General features: G+C 39.2%; 16 protein-coding genes. 12 read left to right on the forward strand and 4 right to left on the reverse strand.

Annotated features, from left to right (window positions below):
* Positions 1-25 precede the first annotated feature (25 nt).
* From DWY37_RS03230 to DWY37_RS03255, 6 genes are all read left to right on the forward strand, one after another.
* Positions 26-4,582 carry a hypothetical protein gene (locus DWY37_RS03230; RefSeq protein WP_118173090.1) on the forward strand — a complete coding sequence of 1,519 codons (4,557 nt, stop codon included), beginning with the start codon at positions 26-28 and terminating at the stop codon, positions 4,580-4,582.
* 48 nt (positions 4,583-4,630) lie between these two features.
* The gene (locus DWY37_RS03235) at positions 4,631-5,227 is read left to right on the forward strand and encodes a hypothetical protein (RefSeq protein ID WP_117699065.1); all 597 of its coding nucleotides are present in this window, start codon (positions 4,631-4,633) and stop codon (positions 5,225-5,227) included.
* Positions 5,228-5,514: 287 nt separating this feature from the next.
* Positions 5,515-7,023, forward strand: a complete 1,509-nt coding sequence (gene abc-f, locus DWY37_RS03240) for a ribosomal protection-like ABC-F family protein (protein WP_118544460.1) — start codon at positions 5,515-5,517, stop codon at positions 7,021-7,023.
* 35 nt (positions 7,024-7,058) lie between these two features.
* A complete protein-coding gene (locus tag DWY37_RS03245; protein ID WP_117699064.1) occupies positions 7,059-7,439 on the forward strand; it encodes a DUF4186 domain-containing protein in 381 nt (126 codons plus the stop codon).
* 57 nt (positions 7,440-7,496) lie between these two features.
* The gene (locus DWY37_RS03250) at positions 7,497-8,942 is read left to right on the forward strand and encodes an alanine/glycine:cation symporter family protein (RefSeq protein WP_117699063.1); all 1,446 of its coding nucleotides are present in this window, start codon (positions 7,497-7,499) and stop codon (positions 8,940-8,942) included.
* Between the two features lie 78 nt (positions 8,943-9,020).
* The gene (locus DWY37_RS03255) at positions 9,021-10,376 is read left to right on the forward strand and encodes a sodium-dependent transporter (RefSeq protein WP_117699062.1); all 1,356 of its coding nucleotides are present in this window, start codon (positions 9,021-9,023) and stop codon (positions 10,374-10,376) included.
* A 140-nt stretch (positions 10,377-10,516) separates the two neighbouring features.
* On the opposite strand, the gene DWY37_RS03260 is transcribed toward DWY37_RS03255, so the two are convergent.
* The gene (locus DWY37_RS03260) at positions 10,517-12,163 is read right to left on the reverse strand and encodes a SulP family inorganic anion transporter (RefSeq protein ID WP_117699061.1); all 1,647 of its coding nucleotides are present in this window, start codon (positions 12,161-12,163) and stop codon (positions 10,517-10,519) included.
* Between the two features lie 357 nt (positions 12,164-12,520).
* On the opposite strand from DWY37_RS03260, the gene DWY37_RS16240 reads away from it, so the two are divergent.
* From DWY37_RS16240 to DWY37_RS03270, 3 genes are all read left to right on the forward strand, one after another.
* Complete coding sequence (locus DWY37_RS16240; protein WP_256385520.1) at positions 12,521-12,649, forward strand: hypothetical protein; 129 nt, start codon at positions 12,521-12,523, stop codon at positions 12,647-12,649.
* Positions 12,650-12,669: 20 nt separating this feature from the next.
* A complete protein-coding gene (locus tag DWY37_RS16330) occupies positions 12,670-12,762 on the forward strand; it encodes an MscL family protein (RefSeq protein WP_330408422.1) in 93 nt (30 codons plus the stop codon).
* Between the two features lie 200 nt (positions 12,763-12,962).
* Positions 12,963-13,910 (forward strand): tRNA dihydrouridine synthase, encoded by a 948-nt coding sequence (locus DWY37_RS03270; protein ID WP_118056588.1) that lies wholly within the window; start codon positions 12,963-12,965, stop codon positions 13,908-13,910.
* Between the two features lie 78 nt (positions 13,911-13,988).
* On the opposite strand, the gene DWY37_RS03275 is transcribed toward DWY37_RS03270, so the two are convergent.
* Positions 13,989-14,441, reverse strand: a complete 453-nt coding sequence (locus DWY37_RS03275; RefSeq protein ID WP_117699060.1) for a metallophosphoesterase family protein — start codon at positions 14,439-14,441, stop codon at positions 13,989-13,991.
* 868 nt (positions 14,442-15,309) lie between these two features.
* Here DWY37_RS03275 and DWY37_RS03285 point away from each other — a divergent pair.
* Positions 15,310-16,143 carry a deoxyribonuclease IV gene (locus DWY37_RS03285; RefSeq protein WP_118541861.1) on the forward strand — a complete coding sequence of 278 codons (834 nt, stop codon included), beginning with the start codon at positions 15,310-15,312 and terminating at the stop codon, positions 16,141-16,143.
* A 90-nt stretch (positions 16,144-16,233) separates the two neighbouring features.
* Positions 16,234-16,896, forward strand: coding sequence for a flagellar filament capping protein FliD (locus DWY37_RS03290; protein ID WP_118541859.1), 663 nt, complete (start codon positions 16,234-16,236; stop codon positions 16,894-16,896).
* A gap of 2 nt (positions 16,897-16,898) precedes the next feature.
* Here DWY37_RS03290 and DWY37_RS03295 read toward each other — a convergent pair whose 3' ends face one another.
* Entirely contained in the window at positions 16,899-17,735 is an 837-nt protein-coding gene (locus tag DWY37_RS03295) for a pyridoxamine kinase (RefSeq protein WP_158561804.1), read from the reverse strand.
* On the reverse strand, positions 17,732-18,331 hold the full coding sequence (locus DWY37_RS03300; protein WP_117699055.1) for an ECF transporter S component: 600 nt from the start codon (positions 18,329-18,331) through the stop codon (positions 17,732-17,734). The genes DWY37_RS03295 and DWY37_RS03300 overlap by 4 nt, the downstream gene beginning before the upstream one ends.
* A gap of 275 nt (positions 18,332-18,606) precedes the next feature.
* Between DWY37_RS03300 and DWY37_RS03305 the strand changes: the two genes are divergently transcribed.
* On the forward strand, positions 18,607-20,058 hold the full coding sequence (locus tag DWY37_RS03305) for a methyl-accepting chemotaxis protein (RefSeq protein ID WP_158575660.1): 1,452 nt from the start codon (positions 18,607-18,609) through the stop codon (positions 20,056-20,058).
* The last annotated feature ends 28 nt before the right edge of the window (positions 20,059-20,086 follow it).

The raw sequence follows: 20,086 nt of genomic DNA on the forward strand, positions 1-20,086 counted from the left end.
AAAATTTTGTGGGAGGGATGGAATTATGCCATTTGAAAAAGGTGGAAGAGCAGACAAACAAGGGAATAGATATGAGATAAACTGTATAATTTATGAACTTCTCAAAATTTTGAATGAAACAAATTATAGTGTTATTGTTGAAGCACTTGGTATAGATGAAGTTGGTACTGATATATTAGTAACGACTTTTGATGGAAAGAAAGAGCATCAACAATGTAAAGCACGGAATGCAAGTAAAGAGTATTGGGATATTTCGGATTTAAAAGGGAAAGGTATATTTTTTTCGTGGAAGACTCAGTTAAATAGGGATAACAATAGAAGAGTGTCATTAGTTAGTCCTATGACGTGTTCCTTTTTGTTTGATTTACATAATCGAGCATGCAATACTAGTGGTAATGCAGAAGATTTTTATGATATACAAATCATGAAAAGTAGTAAAGAATTTCGAAAATTCTACAAAAGTTTTTGCAAGGAAATGGATTTGAATAGTGAAAAAGAAGTTGATGTCTTAAAAAGTATTGATTATTTGAAGAGAATTTTTTATAAGCAGATATCAGAATACGAGTTAGAGGAACGTATAAGTCAGAATATACAATATTTGTTTAACAGTGAACAAAAATTAGTTTACAATGCATTACTTTCATTTGCTACAGCAGAGAATATATTAGGAAAAGAAATTACACAATCCCTATTAAGCGACTATTTTATAAAACAGGAAATTATTCTTCGACTAAAAGAGGGAGATAAAAGAATCGCACCGAGAATTGAGGAGATTAATCAAGAGTATAGGGAAAATTTCAGGGCATTGCAAGGTACTTTGATATATAGAGATGAATTTGATGATTGCATAAAATCTATTGAAAATGAAAAATCAACTATTATTTCTGGAGGTGCTGGTTCTGGAAAAAGTGGGTGTACAGAAGCAATTCTAAATTATTGCGAAGAAAGGAAAATTCCACATATTGCGATAAAACTTGATCAGAGAATACCTTATAAAAATTGTGAGATTTGGGGAAAAGGGTTAGGACTTCCCAGTTCAATTGCTCATTCTTTGCACTGCACTTCAAGAAATGAAAATGCAGTAATTATTTTAGATCAATTAGATGCTTTAAGATGGACACAGGCAAATTCTAGCGAAGCACTTGCAGTTTGTTTAGAGTTAATTAGACAGGTAGAATACTTAAATTATGAAAGAAAGAAAAAAATAATTATAATATTTGTCTGCAGAACATATGATCTTGAAAATGATAATAATATAAAATCTCTATTTAAAAAGAAGGAATCTTCAGAGAAGGTTTGGAAAATAATTAAAGTAGGTGATTTTAAAGAAGATGTTGTAAAAGATATTATTGGTAAAAACTATGAACAATTGTCATTTAAATTAAAAAGACTATTAAGAATACCAAGTAATCTTTATATCTGGCAACATTTGGAAAAAAAAGAAATTTATGGGGATGGTTTAACTACCAGTCATTTGATAGATAAATGGTTTGAGCAAATATGTAGAAAAAGTATAACCATGGGATTACAGCAAAGAACTATTACTGAAACGAAAATAAGAATTGTTGATGTTTTGGAGAAAACAGGACGTTTGTATGTTCCTAAACAAATACTGAATGTTGAAGAAGCTGGATTAGATTATCTGATATCATCAGAAATTGTTGTGATTCAAAATGATAGGGTGGGCTTTGTGCATCAATCGATTTTAGATTATTTTATGTCGCAAAGAATGATGGAAAAATATTTTCAGGTGCAAAAGCTGGAAAATATTATAGGCGAAAAATGCAGACAAACGCCCGGAAGACGATATCAGGTACAGATGTTTTTGCAGAATCTTTTGGAATATAATAGTGAAGACTTCATCATATTTGGTAAGGAAATGTTAATTTCAGATAACATAAGATATTATGTCAAATATGTTTTTTATGAGATTTTGGGACAAATTCAAGAACCAGATGATAATATTATTCAATTTATTATAGATAATTGTGAAAATGAGATTTATGGAAATTATTTGCTGAATAATGTTATTTTTACGAGAAAGCAATATATAACTATATTAAGAAATCAAGGTGTTTTAGAACGATGGTATTCGATGGAGGAGAAAAAAAGTATTGTTTTTAATTTGTTGACGAGTATTGCACCAAATTTAGATGTTGAGGATATTTCTTTTATTGAAAGACATGCTTTTAGTGATAAAAGTGATGATGAGCAGTTTATGCGATGTTTTCTTCATGATATAACACAGGAAAGTGATGAAATGTTTGAACTTCGGATGATGTTTTATGAACATTATCCGAAGTACGCAAAAGAAATTTATATAGATGTCAAAACAATGATGAATCAATTTGAAGGGAGAACGATACGGCTTATTTCATTTTTGCTAAAAAATAAAATTAAAAGTCAAGGGAGATATGTATATCGTTACGAGGAAGAATTAGTGGATTCAGATAATTCTTTTTTAGTGGATAACGGGGAATATATACTTAAAGAATTGCTTCAATATATACCAAAGGAGTGTGGGTATGAAGTAAAGTATGGCGATTGGTCAGGAGTACATATGTATAAAAGTAGTATTGAAAGGACTTGTGTGGAGTTAGTTAAAAAGGCGACCATAGCTTTGTGCTACAAATCTCCAGAGTATTTTTGGAAATGCTATGAACCATATATGGGGCAGGGGTATTATGTGTTTAATGAAATTATTCTAACAGGATTGACAGTTGTGTCTCCTGAATATAGTAATCGGATAATGCGTTATCTCTGCAGTGATATGGACAAAAATATTTTTGATTACACGAGTGGAGCAGAAGATGAATTAGGGCTTGTAAAAGAGGTTCTAAAAATTCATGGGAATAGTTGTGATAAAGAAGAATTATTAATGATAGAAAATGCAATTTGCCGATATATTTCTCCAAAGGCGTCTGAATGGTATAAAAGAAGAATTGAGCAGAATGAACGAAAAGAATGTCAACCTGTGTATTGGAGTTTTTGGGGAGATTTGCAGTATGAATTATTACGATATTTACCAGAAGAGAGAATTAGCAAAAAAGCAAAAGAATTATTGCGTATACTAGATAGGCGTTTTCATAAAGAACCGTTGTGCTATTATAATAAGAATGGACATGCGGGATGGAGAAAGTCTCCTGTTTCAGGTAAAAATATTAGTAGGGGTCAGTGGCTTCAAATTATTACAAACAACAAGTTGAAGAATCGAGATGGTCGTAGATGGATTGAAGTAGAAGGCGGATTTATTGAAAGTTCTTATGAAGCCTATGCAAGTGATTTTCAATTGGTGGTAGAACAACATCCACAGGAGATGATAGAACTTGTTTTAAAGAATAAGGAACGAGTGTTGCCTGCTTTTGTAGATTCGCTGTTTTTAGGAGTGGAAGTATCGGAAAAGTTGGATGAGGTTGATTCTGTAGTTATAGAGAGGTTATTGGTTGAATTTCCGTGTGACATGAAAAGTTATAGGGCTTTGTATTTTTGTAAGATAGTTGAAAAAATAAGTAATGTTAATTGGTCACCGGAGGTAATGGAACAATTAATGAATATTGCTTTGAGACATTGCAATCCAGAATTAGATAACCCAATGGTAACAAATTCAGAAGATAAAGAAATGAAGAGTTGCAATATGTTGCATAGCAATGCATTAAACTGTGCGAGAGGCAGTGCAGCAATGGTGATAGGACATTTGCTCTGGGAAGATCAGGAAGCGTTTTTACGATTTAAAGATGTTATTGAAGGATTGATGAAAGATGAAAATCCTGCAGTGCGTTTTGCTTCATTGTATGCTTTATGGCCATCTTATAATATTGATAGAGAATGGGCTGCGGAAAAGATATTGCATTTGTATGAGTCAGACATTCGAATGGCAAGTTTTTGTGATTCGAAAAATATGTTCTTTCTCGTATATCCCCAATATAAAGAAAGAGTTATTCGCATTATCGAGAAATGTTTTGAATCTGAAGATAAGCAACTTGTAGAGTTAGGAGGATATGCTGTCTGCGAATTTTATATACGACATAATGAATTTGAAGCAACTATAATGGCTGTTCAATCTAAAAGTGAAGAGCAAATCAAGGTTATATTAGATATGGCTGTAATTTATTTGAACGTCAATGATTATCGAAATAAAGCCCAAAATATAATACTTACTTATAAGAACGTTGATGCAGATGTAGAATTTCCATTAGCCAAAATGTTTTATGATAAGTATGTTGATGCCGAGCGTGATAAAGTGTTTTTGCAGGAATTTATGAAAACTAAAGTAAGTAGAAGGTTGGTAAGGGCATTTGTTCGTTATTTGGAGGAAAGTGCAGTTTTTGTCGTTGATTATGCAGATATTATAATACAGCTTTGCGAGAATGTTTTAAAGATGGAGATTAAAGAGTTGAGAAAACAATGGGGCATAGAAAATGAGCTTTCAAAGTTGATTATTTCTTTATATGATAAGACCGCTAATTCTAGTAGAATGACAGATAAACAGATCGCTGATAAGTGTTTAAACTTATGGGATATCATGTTTGAAAGACAACTTGGATCAGTAAGAGAAATTAGCAGACAATTGATGGAACGGTAAAGAGAGAGAGGGAGCCAAAGAAAATATAGAAATGCAGGTGATAAAGTTATGTTAAAGTTAAAAGAAGGATATCATGTCCCATTTCCGGAGAAACTTTCGGAAGGATATGAAATGGAAGAAAATAGTATCGTTGCAAATGTGGGAGTTGACAAATTAGAAGAGGTAATACAGCATTTTATTGCAATTAAGGATGAACCATTATTTTTTATTCTTGAATTGCCGGCTTCTGGTGAAAAGGAGTCACCAAAAGCTTCGGGAATTGTGACAGCACTTCATAAAGACATTTATTATATTGATGGATGTAGTGTTGATGCGGCACTTATATTATTTGAAAGAACAAAAGATTTGCTGTTAGCAGATGGAATGTGCCAATTTGGCTTTGGATGCCATGAATCACATGATGAAATAATGGTTGAGAAGTACAATGTTGTTTCTATATATAGTCAGGATATAAAAAAATATAATGATTTTTATGAACCACATAATATTAGAGAAGCAGAAAATTTCATTACAGCCTGGGATACATTTTCACTGGAACATCCGGGTTCATCGGAGAGGATAGAGAAAAATGGAAAAACAGTATACGATTTACCGGAATTGTTAAAAGAGTGGGGAATCTATTTAGCTGAAACTGTCGAAGAGTAGCAACTGAGAAATTTATGGCATGGTTAAAAAATGCTCCATTGACAATCACCCCACCCTGCCGTATACTAACCCTAGATTTAATTTTGAAGGGAGAGTGTCCAATGAGAAAATAATTGACTTTTGAGAGCATGAAGATTTTAACTGCGGTAATCGTACCGCTATTTCGTGTTGCCAAAAGTGGATTATGTTCTCATGACCACTCTTTTTTTGTTGCACTTAATTAGCATATTATAAGAAACTGCTGGTGACAGAACGTAACCACTATTTGGTGACAGATAGGAGGCTATATGTCACAGATTAGAGTAAATCATTTAACATTTGCATATGAGGGAAGCTTTGATAATATTTTCGAAAATGTTTCTTTCTCTATTGATACGGACTGGAAACTTGGATTTATCGGAAGAAATGGAAAAGGAAAATCCACGTTTTTAAATTTACTGATGGGAAAATATGAATATACCGGTTCTATTACTTCGAATGCCGTTTTTGATTATTTCCCATATGATATTTCAGAGGAAAAATGGGAATTTCCGGCGGCGGAATTTGTAGAAGAATTCAAGGCAAATCTTGAATTGTGGAGAGTTTATGCGGAGCTTTCGAAGCTGCAGGCAGATGCAGAAATCATGTATCGGCCATGGAAAACACTAAGCTTTGGAGAGCAGACCAAAGTTATGTTGGCAATCCTGTTTTCGCAAGGAAATGATTTCCTGCTGATAGACGAACCCACCAATCATCTGGATGATGGGAGCCGGGAAATGGTAAAACAGTATCTTGCATCGAAAAAGGGCTTTATCCTTGTTTCCCATGACAGGGATTTACTGGATGCCTGCGTAGACCATGTGCTGGTGCTGAATCGCAGTACCATTGAGGTGCAGGCGGGCAACTTTTCCTCCTGGTGGGAAAATAAAGAGAAGAAAGACAATTTTGCAGTAGCGGAAAATGAAAAGCATAAAAAGGAAATAAGTAAGCTCAACGAAGCAGCAAAGAGAGTGCGCAACTGGTCGGAAAGGAGCGAGAACAGCAAAATCGGTTTTGACCCCATAAAGGAAAATGACCGGAGCATCAGCACCCGGGCATATATCGGTTCGAAAACCAAGAAAATGCAGGCAAGAGTAAAGCAGATGGAGCAGCGGATACAGACTGAGATTGCGGAAAAAGAGGGATTGCTGGTGGATTTAGAACAGCCCATTGATTTGAAACTGAATCCCCTGACACATCATAAAGAAGTACTGGTGTCGGCATATCAGTATGGTTTGCGGTATCAAGATGCCGATAAAATGCTGTTTGAAAACCAGACCTTTGAAATCAGAAACGGAGACCGTTTATTTATCAGTGGAAAAAATGGAAGCGGAAAGACCAGCCTGATAAAAGCAATTTTAGGAGAAAAAGAAAATTTTTTGGAACAGGGAGATTTAAGAATTGCGTCCGGAATAGAGATTTCTTATATCAATCAGGACACTTCGCATCTTAGAGGAACCGTGCACTCTTTTTGCATGGAGCACCAGTTAGAGGAAAGTCTGCTTTGCAGTATTTTGCGGCAGCTTGATATCGGACGGGAACAATTTGTCAAAAAGCTGGAAGAATATTCCGAAGGACAGAAGAAAAAGGTAGTGATTGCAGCCAGCCTTTTGAAACCGGCGCATTTGTATATCTGGGATGAACCGCTGAATTATATTGATGTTTTTTCAAGAATGCAGCTTGAAAATCTGATTCTTAAATATCAGCCAACTATGTTGGTGGTAGACCATGATGTGCGGTTTCGGGAGAAGATTGCAACGAAAACAGTCTGGTTGTAAAATGTAACTATAGTTTAGAAAAGAGGACCCACCATATGACCAAAGAAGAATGGTACCGGCAGCTTTTTGAACATTTATCAGCCTCTAAATTCAGAAGCAGCTTTCATTTAAAACAAAAAGATATTGCATATATAAAGGAAAAAGGACTGGATGTAATCCGGGAGCATGCCAGGGATTTTATTGCCAAAAGGGAGGCATCGGCAGTAATTCCAAACGATGGAAAGCAGACGCCCATGCGGGGGCATCCGGTTTTTATTGCCCAGCATGCAACGGCAACCTGCTGCCGGGAGTGCATTCGAAAGTGGCATAAGATACAGCCGGGGAAAGAACTGAGTCAGGTGCAGCAGGCTTATCTGGTGGATGTGATTATGACCTGGATAGAAAAAGAGTTGTCACATTATGATAGCCAAATGTGAAATTAAATGTTAAAATACCACAATAGGGTTATTACGAAGAGAGAAAGGTATTTTATAATGGTAGTTTCAATTATTGAAAAAGTGTATTCATTTTTATGGGGAGACTGGATTAAAATTCCGCTTCCGGGGGGAGGAAGTCTTGGCATTTCACTGCTGATTATTTTGTTAATTCCAACAGGAATTTATTTTACGATTCGGACAAAGTTTTTACAGATAAGACTGTTCCCGGATATGGTGCGGGCACTGGTAGCAAAGAAGGAGCATAAAGACAGTCTGTCAACTTTTCAGACGCTGATTGTGTCCACGGCAACCCGTGTGGGAATGGGAAATCTGGTAGGTGTAGTTGCAGCAGTGTCGGCGGGTGGAGCCGGAGCAGTATTCTGGATGTGGATTACAGCGCTGATTGGTTCTGCTACAGCGTTTATTGAAGCAACTCTGGCACAGCTGCATAAGGAAAAAGATCCGCTGTATGGCGGTTACCGCGGTGGTCCGGCATATTATATCCATCATTTTTTTGAAGAAAAGTCAGGAAAGAAGAAAAAACATGTGCTGGTGGCAGTGTTATTTGCCATATCCGGTCTGATTTGCTGGTGTGGAATCAGCCAGGTAATCAGTAATTCAGTGGTATCTTCTTTTGAAAATGCATTTCATATTCCACCCTTGTATACAACAATTGTTCTGGTGGCAGTTGCGGCAGTGATTGTATTGCGGAAAAATGCAACGGTAAAAGTACTGGATATGATAGTACCGATTATGGCAGTGTGTTATTTCTTTATTACATTATTTATTATTATCGTAAATTTCCGCAGTATTCCGGGCGTATTTGGCAGGATTTTTGAAGAGGCATTTGGTATCCGGCAGGTAGTATCCGGTGGATTTGGAGCAGTGCTTATGAATGGAGTTAAGAGAGGACTGTTTTCTAATGAAGCAGGTTCCGGTTCAGCACCTTGTGCAGCGGCAGCAGCGGAATGCGATAATCCGGTACGTGCGGGACTGACACAGGCATTGGGCGTATTTATCGATACGATTATCATTTGCAGTTGTACCGCTATGATTATGCTTATTGCACCGGAAAAGATAATTGCAGGAAAAGCTGGTATGGATTTGCTGCAGTCCACCATGCAGTATCATCTGGGCAGATTCGGAGTTATCTTTATTGCACTGACCTTATTTCTGTTCAGCTTTTCCACATTTCTTGGAATATTGTTTTATGCCAGAAGCAATGTGGCATATTTATTTGGAGATAAATGGATCTGGCAGACCCTTTATAAAGTCGTTGCACTGATTATGCTTTTTATCGGCGGAATTGCAACCTATACCTTCGTATGGGATTTAGGCGATGTGGGAATCGGACTGATGACGATATTTAATATCGGAATGCTGTATCTTATGGGGGGACAGGCATTGAAGGCACTGTCGGAGTATGAGAAAGAGAAAAAGACTGAAAGCGACAGTAATCAAAATCCAGCAGCGGGAATTATTTTTTTTGAAGAAGAGAAATAGTAAAAAAGAAGTAGTTATCAAAACCGGTGATTCCATGTTATACTAGGGAGAAAACTACAAAAGGAGAAATTTATAGTTATGGGTCGTGAATCATTTAAGTCCCGTATGGGATTTATACTAGTAAGCGCAGGATGCGCAATCGGAATTGGAAATGTGTGGAGATTTCCGTATGTGGCAGGACAGAATGGCGGAGGAATTTTTGTACTGTTTTATCTGATATTCCTGATTGCCATGGGACTTCCGGTACTGACAATGGAATTAGCAGTCGGAAGAGCCAGCAGAAAAAGTGCAGTTTTAGGATATAAGGCATTGGAGAAGCCAAATAGTAAATGGCATATTCATGGCTGGGTGGCAATTTTCGGCTGTTATATGCTGATGATGTATTATACAACGGTTTCCGGCTGGATGGTAACTTATTTCTATAAGTTTGTAAAAGGTGAATTTACCCCGGGAATGGATGCCGAGCAGACCGGAGCTGTGTTCAGCAATCTTTTAGCAGATCCCAAACAGATGGCATTCTGGATGATACTGACGGTTGTGGTGGGATTCTTTGTATGCAGCCGCGGCTTGCAGAACGGATTGGAAAAAATCAGTAAAGTTATGATGAGTGCATTGCTGATACTGATTATTGTCCTTGCAGTACACAGCCTGACACTTTCCGGAGCCGGCGAGGGATTAAAGTTCTATCTGGTGCCAAATATGGACAGTGTCCGGGAAGTCGGTTTGAAAAATGTAATAACCTCTGCCATGAATCAGGCATTCTTTACTTTGAGCCTTGGCGTGGCAGCAATGGAGATTTTTGGAAGTTACATGGGAAAAGACCATACGCTGGCAGGAGAAGGAGTACGTATCTGTGCACTGGATACCTTTGTGGCGATTATGGCAGGATTGATTATTTTTCCGGCATGCTTCAGCTATGGCGTGGAAGTAGGCGTAGGACCAAGCCTTATCTTTGTGACACTGCCAAATGTCTTTGTAAATATGGGTGGCGGCAGAATCTGGGGCGCACTGTTCTTCCTGTTCATGACATTTGCAAGCTTTTCTACGGTAATTGCCGTATTTGAAAATATCATGTCCTTCTGCATGGATATGTTTGGCTGGAACCGCAACAAAGCGGCACTGGTAAATGGAATCATTATTCTTATTGCCAGTCTGCCATGTGTTTTAGGATACAATGTGTGGAGCAATCTCCACCTGATTGGCGGAAGGGATGTGCTGGACAGCGAGGATTTTATAGTAAGTAACCTGCTGCTGCCAATCGGTTCTCTTGTTTACCTGCTGTTCTGTGTGACGAAGTGGGGCTGGGGATTTGACAACTACTTAGAGGAAGCAAATACCGGAAAAGGCATTAAGATTGCAAGAAGATTAAAACCATATTTCCAGTTTATCCTTCCGATACTGATTCTGTTTATTTTGATTCAGGGATTATTATAAAAGCGGAAAAAGTGTGTAATTGCAGGAAGCATATGCGATTGCATCATTAAAAATAAAGTGTGCACTGCGGCGTATAAGGTAGATGTCGCAAGCGACCGCCGCAGGCGCGAGAATGTGCCAAGGCACATTCTTTTTAATTTTTATTTTACCAGTGCTTCTGCATAATCCAGTGCATCCACAATATTGTGATGGAAATTTTCTTTTCCAACTAATTCAATAAAACCATCTTTTTCCATCACGCGCATTGGCTGCTCATTGACATGGGAGAATACCAGCGTGATATTTTTGCGTTTTGCACGGTTGGCAAGCTCATGGAGAGAACGCATTGCGCTGGCATCAATGGCAGGAACGCTACGCATACGGATGACAACAACCTTCGTATGATGGTTACTGTTGATATTAAGAATCTGGTCTGCTGCGGCGAAAAACATCGGACCGCAGATTTCAAAAACACTGATGGAATGCGGGATGTCACGTAGTTTTTCCGCTTCACCCGGTGTAATGTCAGGAGAATCTGTGTATTTCCATGCTTTGATATCAGCTGTTTCTGCCATACGTTTCATAAAGAGCAGAGCTGCTAATACAACACCGATTTCGATGGCAACCACAAGGTCGAAAAATACCGTTAAGAAAAAGGTTGCAACCAGAACGATGATGTCACTCTTAGGTGCCATCTTACAAAGGCGGAAGAAAGAGGACCAGTCTGCCATGTTAGCGGCAACTACTAAAAGTACGGCAGCCAGTGTTGTCATAGGAATCAGTGCAGCCAGCGGCATCAGCACCAGAAGAATAATGGTTAAAGTGATACAGTGGGTGATTCCGGCAATCGGAGTACGTCCACCGTTTCGGACATTGGCAGCAGTTCTGGCAATGGCTCCGGTGGCAGGAATTCCGCCGAAGAGACCGGAGAAAATATTTCCAAGCCCCTGTCCCACTAACTCAGCATTGGATTTATGGGTATCGCCAATCATACCATCGGAAACAACAGCAGACAGTAAGGACTCAATTCCAGCTAAGATTGCAATGGTAAATGCCGGGGACAACATTTCCTGTACCAGCTTCATGGAAAGGGATGGAACATGAAAACCTGGAAATGCAGAATTTAATTCCCCGTAAACACTTCCGATGGTATTGACCGGAAGCTTGGCAAAATAAACCACTGCTGTTGTTACGATAATCGCAATCAGAGACCCCGGAATCTTATCGGTAACCTTCGGCCAGAGCAGCATAATTGCAACAGCCGCAATGCCAATCAGGGTTGCAGTCAGGTTGATGGAGCGGATATTTTTTGCATATACAATTACTTTATCTAAGAATTCAGAAGGAACAGAGGCAATATCCATACCGAAGAAATCCTTTAACTGTCCTACAAATAAAGTAACTGCGATTCCACAGGTAAATCCGGTGGTAATGGTATAGGGAATGTATTTAATCAGGGAGCCAAAACGGCAGATTCCCATAATCACTAAGATAATACCGGCAAGAATGGTAGCAACAATCAGACCGTCGGTTCCATACTCTGCAACGATGCCATAGATGATAACAACGAAAGCGGCAGTCGGACCGCCAATCTGTACACGGCTTCCGCCAAAGAATGAAATAAAAAATCCTGCGATAATTGCAGTATAAAGCCCCTGTTCCGGACCAACACCGGATGCAATCGCAAGGGCAATCGATAGTGGCAGAGCGATGATGGCAACAATGATACCGGAAATGATATCCTTCATCAGCTGCTCCTTCGTGTAGCCCTTCATCACATCAAAGAGCTTTGGTCGTAGTTCGTTCATAATAAAATCTCCTCATTTGTTCCTTTGTTTATGGTGGAAGATGAAATTTCTGTTTTGTCAGGATATCTGCACAGATATTCTAGAATACAGCGAAAACTTCACCTTCCCCCACTAAACACGCAATTCAAAAGTTTAGCACTCTTATAGTCTTATTTCAATGACAAAATCCAATTTTCAGCCATTTGGTCAACAAATTTGAAAAAATAAAATTTTTTTGGAAATTTTAAAACCTCATCCATTTTTCATCCGTCTAGCAAGTGAAAGGAGGAAGAGCAATGCATGAGATGGAAACTTTTATAATGATGGCAAAAGAGGATATCAAAAATCAGAAGTTTACATAATGGAGTAGACTATAGTATGGTTTTTGATTATAATTATTATATTAGTAACAATGGTGATACAAAGGCAGCTTTTGGGAATGATTTTAAGAGTTACTATATGCATTATATGTCCAATGGAAAAGCAGAAGGAAGAACTGCTAAATAGTGTGCCAGGAACAAAGGAGAATGAAGATGTGGAAAGAGTTTAAGAAGTTTGCAGTAAGAGGAAATATGTTAGACCTTGCAGTCGGTGAGATTATCGGTGGTGCTTTTAATTAACTGGTAAGCTCGCTGGTAGACAATGTAATTATGCCGATTCTTAGTCTTGTAGTTGGAAGACTGGATTTCAGTAACTGGTTTATTGCACTGGAAGCAACACGCTGTCCACATTGTACAAGCATGCTTGAAATCGAAGGGTAAGATAAAAAGCAGAATTTGAAAACAGAATTGAAAAATAAAATAAAAAACAGGATGTACCAATGAAACTATATTTAGCTCCCTTAGAGGGAATTACAGGATATGTATACCGGCAGGCTTACCATGCATGCTATGAAGATGCCGACAAATATTTTACACCATTTTTAGCACCACATACGAAGCGGAGCTTCAATGCCAGAGAAAGAAATGATTTAATCCCGGAGCATAATGCCGGCATGTATACCGTACCACAGGTGCTGTCAAAGAGCGGAGAAGATGTGGCAGCAATTGCAGAAGAGCTGAAAGCATTTGGCTATCAGGAAATTAATATCAACGCCGGATGCCCTTCCGGAACGGTAGTATCGAAGGGAAGAGGTGCCGGACTTTTAGATGATGAAAGAGCCTTGCTTCATTTCCTGGATGAAATGTTTGAAAAGACGGATGCAGAGATTTCCATTAAGACAAGACTTGGCATGGAATATCCGGATGAATTTGAAGGCATTTTAAAAATATACAATCGTTTCCCGATAAAGGAGCTGATTTTACATCCCCGTGTCAGAGAAGATTATTATAAAAATAAGCCGGATTGGACGATGGTAGAGTATGCACTGGAGTACAGCAGGAATCCGCTGGTTTACAATGGAGATATTTTTACAGTGGAAGATTATGAGCGGTTTACAGAACGTTTTCCAACGATAGATGCCATTATGTTAGGGCGTGGTGTTATAAGAGACCCGGCACTCATAGAGAAAATCCGCTCCGGTAGCACAATAGACAGGGCTGCTGAATTAAAGCGGCTTTATACATTTCACAATAAGCTGGTTGCCGGCTATCAGGAAGAAATGTCCGGGGAGAAAAATGTCCTCTTTAAAATGAAAGAATTGTGGTTTTATCTTGGCACACAGTTTACCGGAATTGAAAAACCGTTGAAGAAGATAAAGAAAGCAAACAGCCTGATAGAATATCAGGCTGCTGTTTCAGAGATATTTTCAACTGGTGCTGGAAAATAACCGAAAGAGTCAAATGACATAGAATCATGATGTAATATCAATTGATATGCAATAAAAATTATCACACGATATAAATTGCTATTCGGTATAAATGGGTGAAATAGAAACATCGTCCCCATCCAAAGTCAGAATAGCGATAGTACAGGAGGAACCACTGCGGCTTCGACCGGCACTGCCCGGATTGATGAAAGTAGTGGTTCCCCTTTTGCTTACTTCATAATGGTGGGTATGCCCGGTAATAATAAAATCTGCTTCCGGTTGTGGATAAGGCAAATCGCTTTTCTTATGGATGAGATAGAAAATCTTCCCACCAATGGGAGCCGCCAGAGTCTCCGGCAGATATTTCGTCCATTCGCCCTTGTCACAGTTCCCCTTGATAATATAAAGCGGAACATGCAGTTCTTTTAAAGTTTCATAACATTTGAGACTTCCAATATCTCCTGCGTGCAGAAGATAATCACAGCTTTGCAGCTCGTCTAAAAATGTATCCTTTAATACACCATGTGTATCTGATAAAATTCCAATTTTCATAAAATGTACCTTTTTGTATGTGTCCTATTAAATTGCGAGAGCGGGATTACTGGTTTGGGGTTACTTTTTCATTTTATAACGGTTATAATGAAATAACAAGTGTCCGATGATTGGGAGAGGGGAAAAGACATCGATAAATCATTGGAATAGAAAGAGAATTTGATTTACTTTAAAATGCCGTAGTTCTAAGACACAAGTTTTTCTTTTGACGATAAGAACAGTCTTTCCAATGTTTGACAAAAAACACTGCATTGTTCGCCGGAACGCGGATACCTTATGATGCTTGCTAGGGGCACTTGGAATTTCGTCTGGTAATAGGCAACGCTGGCACAGGGACGTGCCAGCGAGGTGCATTTGAGCATGGATGCGAATATGCACCGGTTGCCGGAAAATATATATAATCATGCCGAAATGCTTAGTGCCCCTTCCAAGCATCATCTGGCATCCGTCTCCGACGGACGATGCAGTGCTTTTGGTCAAAGCAACGGAAAGACAGTTTCCCCATCAAGAAAAACCTGTGTCTAAGAACTACTGGCATTTCAAAGAGAAAAACAAAATTCTCTTTCTATTCCAATATTTAGAAATCCATTTCCCCATTTCCCAATCACCGAACCACGGGATAATTAGAATTTTTAGAGTCATTATAAGGATTATAATTTTTGGAACCCGTGCCAGCGAGGTGCATTTGAGCATGGATGCGAATATGCACCGGTTGCCGGAAAAGCCAATAAGCAGAACAAAATTCATAGTGCCACTTGCAGACGTTGTATCGCATCTGGCTTCAATGGACAGGCTGACACGGATGAAATAACAATAGTTTTATAACCCAAAATTGATTGAACGTAGGAAAAGGAAAAAGGAGAAAAATATGTTTCGAATCGGTTGTCATTTATCATCATCAAAAGGCTTCCTCGCTATGGCAAAGCAGGCAGAGGAAATCGGAGCCAATACATTTCAGTTTTTTACCAGAAATCCAAGAGGCGGCAAAGCAAAGGATTTAGATGTGAAAGATATAGCTGCATATCAGCAGTATGCTGTGGAGCATGGCATCGGGCAGATTCTTGCCCATGCACCCTATACGATAAATGCCTGCGGCAAAGATGAGCGGGTACAGGAGTTTGCCAGAGAGACCATGGCGGATGATTTGCGGCGTTTAGAGGAGATACCGGACTGCAAATATAATTTTCATCCTGGCAGTCATGTGCAGCAGGGAGCGGAAGTCGGAATTGAAAAGATTGCAGGAGTCTTAAATGAAATCATGTGGCAGGAGCAGAAAACAACAGTGCTGCTTGAGACCATGGCTGGAAAAGGAACAGAAGTAGGAAGAAACTTTGAAGAACTGCAGGAGATTTTAAGCCGGGTAAAATATCCTGAGAAAATGGGAGTCTGTCTGGATACCTGCCATGTTTTTGATGGCGGCTATGATATCAGCGGACATTTAGAGGAAGTATTAGAAGAATTTGACCGCATTATCGGACTGGATAAGCTGTGTGCCATTCATTTGAATGATTCGAAAAATGTACTGGGCAGCCATAAAGACCGTCATGAATGTCTGGGTGCAGGCAATCTGACCATGGATGCCATTGTGCGGATAATCAACCATCCGGCATTGAAAAAACTGCCGTTTTACCTTGAAACACCGAATGATTTAGAAGGCTATGCCAGAGAGATTTCCATGTTAAAAGCGGCAAGAAAGGATTAGCTTAAAGGTTAAGTTTTTCGGAAAAAAGAACGATATATCAGGTATAAGACGGCATGGAGGCAATTTTGTCTTAAAATTAGGAGGAGAAACATGATTCGTGTAACAGGAAATAACAGCCTTTTGATGAGTTCACTGAATACGGACACAGACAATGATACAAAAGTGGTGGACCTGTTAAAAAAGAGCAGTGAGACAGAGAAGAGCAGCAAAACAACCGGGAAAAAGAGTGAAGAATATGACAGTGTCAAGAAGTCTGCATCCTCACTCAAAGCAAGTGCAGCAGTATTAAGTGAAACAGGAGAGGATTCCATTTTTGCCAAGGCAGAAGAAAGCGGAGATTATTCCGGTTTGATTTCACTGATAGAGCGTTTTACCGGAGATTATAACAGTCTTTTAGAAAGTCTGTCAGACCTTGATACAGACAAATCTGCAAATTACAGCAAGGAATTAAAAAGCATTATTTCCGGTCAGAGTGAAGCGTTACAGAAGGTCGGTATTACCGTAGACAGTAATGGAAAACTTGTAATAGATGAGGAAACTCTGAAAAATGCAGATAAGAAGGAATTAAAAGACCTGTTCCAGGGAGAAAATTCCGTTGCAGGAAAAGTTGCTGATAAAAGCATTTACATCGGAGCAAATGCTGCGGCTGACCAGTATGTGGACAGTTGTGCCAACTATACAGCAGGTGGTACATCCGCAGAATATGTCCAGATGGCAAATCTGATAGGCAGTTACTTAGACTCTCTTTCTTGAGATTAAAGTGTCACTAAGTCAGAAAGAAGCGGTTCAAAAATAACACCCTGCAAAGTATCATCCGAAAGTGACTGCGAATAGGAAATACAGGAAGCAATAAAATGAGCTGCCTGTGTGGTACATTCTTGTAAGGAGAAGCCCCGTAAGGTAAGTGCAGATACAATACTGACGAAGATGTCGCCGGTTCCGGGATACCCCGGACCGGCTTTTTTCGTGGAAACAGTATCCACATTTCCGCTGCTATCGGAAATATAGTTAAGGAAAGTGTCGCCTTTTGGACAGCCGGTAATAATACATTTTTTCACACCTAGTGCATGAAGCTTTTTGGAAATGGCAGAAAGCTCCGAATCGGTGCAGTCATGCTCCGGATAAGGCGTATCTGTTAAAAGGCAGGCTTCCGTCAGATTTGGTGTGATAATATCACCCCGGGATACAAAGTCTTTCATGTGATTGCAGAATTCCGGCGTAATATGCTGATAGGCTCTGCCGTGGTCACCCATTACCGGGTCTATAATAAAAAGAGGTTTTTCGGTGAGAGAATCATAGTAATCGGAAATGGCATGAAGCTGTTCTTTTGCACCAAGGTAGCCGCAGTAGATGCCGTCCCAGTTCATGGAAAGAATATTCAGTGCAGCAAAATAATCCTTAAGCTGTCCGGTTAAATCAATTTTCAAGTGGGTAGGGAAACCGGTATGATTGCTGAAAACAGAAGTAGGCACAGGGATTCCCTGTACCTTACATGCACTTACCACCGGGAGGGACACGCTCATGGAGCAGCGTCCCACACCGGATATATCATTGATGATCAGAAGCTTTGGTGGTAAAGTATTTAATTTCATGCACATGCGTTTTCCTTTCCAAGACGTGGCAGCATATTAGATTTTGCCAGTACCGGACGCAGTGCCATGTATACAGCAGTCGCTACGATAACGGATAATACTGCATTGATGCTGGTTGCTGCAATGTTAATAGAAAGTGTAACTTCTGCTGCAGGTTTTCCTAAGATAACCAGTTTGTAGAAGTAGCCGAACAGTGGGTCAAATACAACGTTGAATAACAGTCCGCAGATACTTGCGATGACAACCCATTTGAAAATGTGCCTGCTATCTTTGGAAGTGGAAATTTTACCAATTTTGTGAGCAACCAGACCGGTAATCAGGCCGATGCAGAATTTTAAGATAAAAGTCTTTGGTGCGTATACAATGTAAATCGGGTCTAAAAGGTCGCCGATTGTCATACCGATGGCACCGCCGATTCCGCCATAAACACCGCCTAACAGTAATGCACCTAATACACATACCGCGTTTCCGAGGTGGATAGATGTGGCATCTCCGCCAGGAAGTGCGATTTTAATCTGTAAGAATGTGAATACCACATAGGAAAGTGCTGCCATAAGAGCAGTCAGTACAAGTTTGTAGATTCTTTCGTTTTTCATCATAAAGTCCTCTTTTCTTTCTCTTTGTTGCGGTTTATCATAAAACAGAAATGGCATTATAAAAACATCCAATTTTGATAAAAATGACCATGCCAGTTTAAAGATGAAGAGCAAGTTTTTTATGAACGTAATAATAAAAGAGTCCAATGGAAAGGCATATGGTAAGGCGTATAAATAAAAGTCTTTTCAATTTATGTAGAGAAAGGTATAATAAAATTGCTGGTAAAGTTCAAAAATTACAGTTTATATATGTTATATATGGGAGGATGAAAGAATTGACAGAACAAGGAAGAGTAAATAAGACTGCAATGACAGGGCATACAATTATGGGAATCTTATTGGCACTGGTTAATTTTTTGGAAATTTTCAGAACTTCCAAGAATGTAGTTTATGTGGCGGCGCTTATTGTGCTGGCACTTGGACCGGTGGTGGCAGAATGGATTTGCTATAGGAAAAACCAGGAGACAAAAGCAATCAAGCATCTTTTGGGGATTGGATTTGCAGTATATTATACAGTAGCACTGATAGGTGCCGGCAATCAGTTGGTTTTTGTATATGTAATACCGATGTTTATTTTGATTTCTGTATTTTCAGATTCGAAATATGCATTGGAGCTTGGAATTGGAGCAACTATCGTAAATTTTATTTCTATTGCAGTGCATACGATGAAAGGTCAAGGTGAGGGACCTACTTTCTATGGAACAGAGATTATTATACTGATTTTGACAACGGCATTTTCTTATTGCAGTTCTGCTGTTTTGCAGAAATCGTTTTTATCACGGCTGGGTGAAATGAATCAGGCAAAGGGACAGTCTGATACCATGCTTCAGAAAATTTTAGAAGTATCTGATGCCATGACAAAGAAAATTAATGGAATGTCGGATGAAGTAGAGTTACTTGGCAGTGGTGTCAGCGATACCAGAAATGCCATGGAAGAGTTGACCGGTGGAACAACAGATACAGCGGAGGCGGTGCAGAATCAGTTAAGCCAGACAGAAGCGATCCAGGAAAAAGTAATGCAGGTAACCCAGGCTTCTGACAGCATTGCTGAGAGCATGACAGTTACAGCAGAAGCATTGAACGCGGGTAAGAAAAATATTGAACAGCTGGTATCGCAGGTGAGTGTGACTGAGCAGACGAACAGTCAGGTGGCAGCAGAACTTACTTCTTTAAAAGAGTATATGGATAAAATGTATTCCATCATTGAGATTATCAATAATATTACTTCAGAAACCAGCCTGCTTTCATTAAATGCGTCAATTGAAGCAGCCCGTGCAGGTGAAGCAGGAAGAGGTTTTGCTGTAGTAGCATCTGAGATTTCCGGGCTGGCAACCCAGACACAGGAAGCAACGGTCAGTATTGAAGAACTGATAAGAAATGTATCGGAAGAACTGGAAAAAGTAGTGACCATCATCGAAAGCATGATTTCACAGGTTGAACATCAGAATGTAACAGTCAATGAAACTGCCGGCAGCTTCCGTACAATAGAGGATAATTCGGACCGTGTACAGAGCCAGTCGGATGCATTGTCCGGTATTGTGAAAGAATTAGAAAGTGCCAATGCAGGTATCATGGATAGTATCCAGACAATTTCCGCTATTTCAGAAGAAGTAGCAGCTCATACAAATAGTACACTGACAACCTGCGAGAAGAACCAGAAGAGCGTAGAACATCTGATGGCAGAGACTGAAAATTTAATTGAACTGACGCATCAGCTTCAGCAGTAAAGATATTTATTATATGAGCAGGGAGCAG

Source organism: Roseburia sp. AF25-13LB (genome assembly GCF_003478915.1).
In the GTDB taxonomy this organism is placed as follows: domain Bacteria; phylum Bacillota; class Clostridia; order Lachnospirales; family Lachnospiraceae; genus Roseburia_C; species Roseburia_C amylophila.